The sequence below is a fragment of the Bradyrhizobium sp. genome (genome assembly GCF_035701725.1).
Classification (GTDB): Bacteria; Pseudomonadota; Alphaproteobacteria; order Rhizobiales; family Xanthobacteraceae; genus Bradyrhizobium.
In genome coordinates this window covers 1-2974 of sequence record NZ_DASSRP010000440.1, presented here as the reverse complement: position 1 = coordinate 2974, position 2974 = coordinate 1, and the positions used below count along the sequence as shown (strand labels likewise).

Below are 2974 nucleotides of genomic sequence, written 5' to 3'. Positions count from 1 at the left end.
GAGCCGATAGCAACGACGTCAGTGCCTTCAAGAGCAATTTTGGCGAGACGGTTCTTCGAGACCTTTACCGAGGCGCCAGCCTGCTTCATCTGCATGCGCAGCTTCTGCATCTGGGCAACGGTCAGGCCGGAATAGTGGGCTACGATCGCGACGCTGGTGGTCTTGAACAGACCATTCAGCTCCTCGACAGCGCCCTTTTTTGCCGCTCTTTCCACAGCAAGCTCTCTCCGGTTGGCGGTCTTTCAGCCAGAGGCAGGACCGCCGGGTTGCACCCATCGTCCCGCCGTCACACAGACCTGAAAGACTTTGCGCTCTTCAAGGACGCGTCGGGCAGAACGACATTGAAACGCCTGCCCTCCCGAAGGCCTTGCGAGCCAGCGGGATGTCGAGGTTCGAACCAAATCTCCGAAGCCTTGCGACCCGGAGCGAAATCTGGTCTTCACCCGTCTATGCAGGCCATAAGATTAAGCCTTTGAAAAACTTACGTTTATCTCTGGCGCCTGCAGTCTTGGACAGGATCGAGGCAAGCAGGTAAAACCGGCCTGCCCCCGCCCGATTTCCTGATAAACGACGGCTTTCCCTTCCTTTCGAGCATCCAAGCGGAATGTCCTGAAAGGAAAGGTCTCCTATTCGTTCTCTTTCGGAAAGCGAGCACGGACGCGCCAGCAATTGCCAGCACGTCCGGAAGCGGTCTCTTTAACGGGTCTTTTTCGCCTTGCCAAGGGCTATTTTGGCGCAGGCTGAGGAGACCAAAATACCCCAGAAATCTTCATCCGACCTGTCACATCGGCCCTCCCTCGTTCGTCTGGGATGAGAGGAGGCCTTCATGCGTGGAACACTAGCGGCAATCTTGGCTGTTTTGAACATCGCGAACGGCTTGATGATGCTATTCGCGGGCGCGTACTGGTTCGAAAGCGTGCCCGGCGCCACCGAGACCGGCCCATTCAATCCGCATTTTGTGCAGGACATCGGCGCCGCCTTCCTGACATCGGGCCTCGCACTCGCCGTTCGGGCCTGGCGGCCGGTCTATTGGCCGGCCGCAGTCGCGGGGGCGGGCTTTCTCGCCGCCCACGGCCTGATTCATCTCGTCGCCATTGTCGCCGGCCACGACCATCACGCCGTCTTCGACGTCGTTGTGGTGGTGCTTCCATCGGCACTGGCGCTTTATTCCGCTTTGCCAGACAAGGAGAAGATCATGCGTAGTTGGTTCGCGCGTCGTCTGTTGCGCCGTTACAGCCAGCGCTATGGTTACGACACCGGTTACCTCGAAATGCTGCTGAAAGTATCCCCTGCCGCGTTCTTCAAGTTCGCGCCTCTGATGAAGGCCTCGCGTCACCGCGAAGTGGTCCCGATCGAAGCGAGTTTCGCCGCAGGTCTCACCGGCGCGAAGGGAGAGGATTGCGGGCCCTGCGCACAACTCGTCGTCGACATGGCGCTTGAAGCCGGTGTGGCGAGAGACCAGATCGAGGCGGTGGTGCGCCGCGATGTACGCGCCATGAACGACGATGTCGTGCTCGCGTTCCGTTTTGCTGATGCGATCGTGCGGCGATCCGATGACGAAGATGAACATCGCGACGCCGTCCGCGCCCAATGGGGCCAGAAAGGCGTGATCGATTTGAGTTTCGCGCTTCAGATGGGCCGAATGTTCCCCATGATGAAGACAGCACTGGGCTATGCCAAGGAATGCCGCCGGATTTCGGTCGATGGAAAACAGATCGATGTCGTCAAGCAGGCCGCATGAAGGCGATCCGATTGCCCCTTACCGAAGGCGGCTGCTGGGGCTCGCCTACCGCATGCTCGGCAGCCGGAGCGACGCCGAAGATGTCGTGCAGGACGCCTGGCTTCGCTTTGCGGACGCGCATGATGTCCGCAATACCGAGGCATTCCTCGTCACTATCGTCACGCGCCTTTGTCTCGATCGGCTGAAAAGCGCCAAGGCGCAGCGCGAGATCTATGTCGGCCCGTGGCTTCCGGAGCCGGTGTTCGACACCGACGACCTGTCGAGCGAAGCGGCGACCGAACTCGCCGACGACCTCTCCTTCGCGCTGCTGCTCGCACTTGACCGCCTGTCGCCGCAGGAGCGCGCGGCCTTCCTGCTCCACGATATCTTCGAGGTTCCGTTCTCCGAGATCGCGGCGATGATCGGCCGCAGCGAGCCGGCCTGCCGGCAACTGGCGACACGCGCCCGCCGGGCGGTGCGCGACGAGCGGCCGGCACCCGCCGCTGCCCCGGACAGCCATGAAGATCTGCTCAAAGCCTTTCTCGAGGCGGTCGCAAGCGGTGATCTGTCGCGATTGACCGGTCTGTTGCGCGACGACGCGGTCGCCGTGACCGATGGCGGCGGGCGCAAATCGGCGGCACTCAATCCGATTCACGGCGCCGACAAGATCGCGCGCTTCTTCATCGGCGTGGCCGGCAAGAATGCCGACCGCGATATCCGGATCGAGCCGGCTGTCATCAACGGCAGCATCGGCGCCCTGCTCTATCTGGACGGCGAACTCGATCACACGCTGAGCGTCAGCATCGACGGCGACAAGATTGCGGCAATCTACCTGGTACGCAATCCCGACAAGCTTCGCTACGCGCCGCAGCCAGCGAGTCCTTAGCGCACGGGATAAGCGAGCGGCCTCCCGGCAAAGAACGCCTCGAGATTGGCAATCACGCAGTCCTGCATCGCCGCATGCGAGTCCTGGGTATGACCGCCGATATGCGGGGTCAGCACGACGTTCGCCAGCTCGGTCAGGGCGCCCGGTGGATGCGGTTCCTTCTCGAACACGTCAAGACCGGCGCCGGCGATCGTGTTGTTCGTGAGCGCTGCAATCAACGCCGCCTCGTCGATCACCGAACCGCGCGCGATATTGACGACGTAACCATCGCTGCCGAGCTTCTTGAGGATATCGGCGTTGACGGCGTGGTTCGTCTCGGCGCTGGCGCGCACCGCGATCATCAACACGTTGCACCATTCGGCCAACGC

At 61.6% G+C, this 2974-nt stretch carries 4 protein-coding genes; 2 read left to right on the top strand and 2 right to left on the bottom strand.

Translation table 11 applies throughout. The features are described from left to right. The coding region (gene rplJ, locus VFL62_RS26860; protein ID WP_325175428.1) for a 50S ribosomal protein L10 at nt 1–215 on the bottom strand (215 nt) is incomplete at its 3' end. Between the two features lie 665 nt (nt 216–880). Here rplJ and VFL62_RS26855 point away from each other — a divergent pair. Both VFL62_RS26855 and VFL62_RS26850 read left to right on the top strand, forming a co-directional pair. After that, on the top strand, nt 881–1741 hold the full coding sequence (locus VFL62_RS26855) for a hypothetical protein (protein ID WP_325175427.1): 861 nt from the start codon (nt 881–883) through the stop codon (nt 1739–1741). Then, nucleotides 1719–2606, top strand: a complete 888-nt coding sequence (locus VFL62_RS26850; RefSeq protein WP_325175426.1) for a sigma-70 family RNA polymerase sigma factor — start codon at nt 1719–1721, stop codon at nt 2604–2606. The genes VFL62_RS26855 and VFL62_RS26850 overlap by 23 nt, the downstream gene beginning before the upstream one ends. Here the strand turns inward: VFL62_RS26850 and VFL62_RS26845 are convergent. Continuing rightward, the coding region (locus tag VFL62_RS26845) for an NAD(P)-dependent oxidoreductase (RefSeq protein WP_325175425.1) at nt 2603–2974 on the bottom strand (372 nt) is incomplete at its 5' end. The two genes, VFL62_RS26850 and VFL62_RS26845, sit on opposite strands and share 4 nt — an antisense overlap.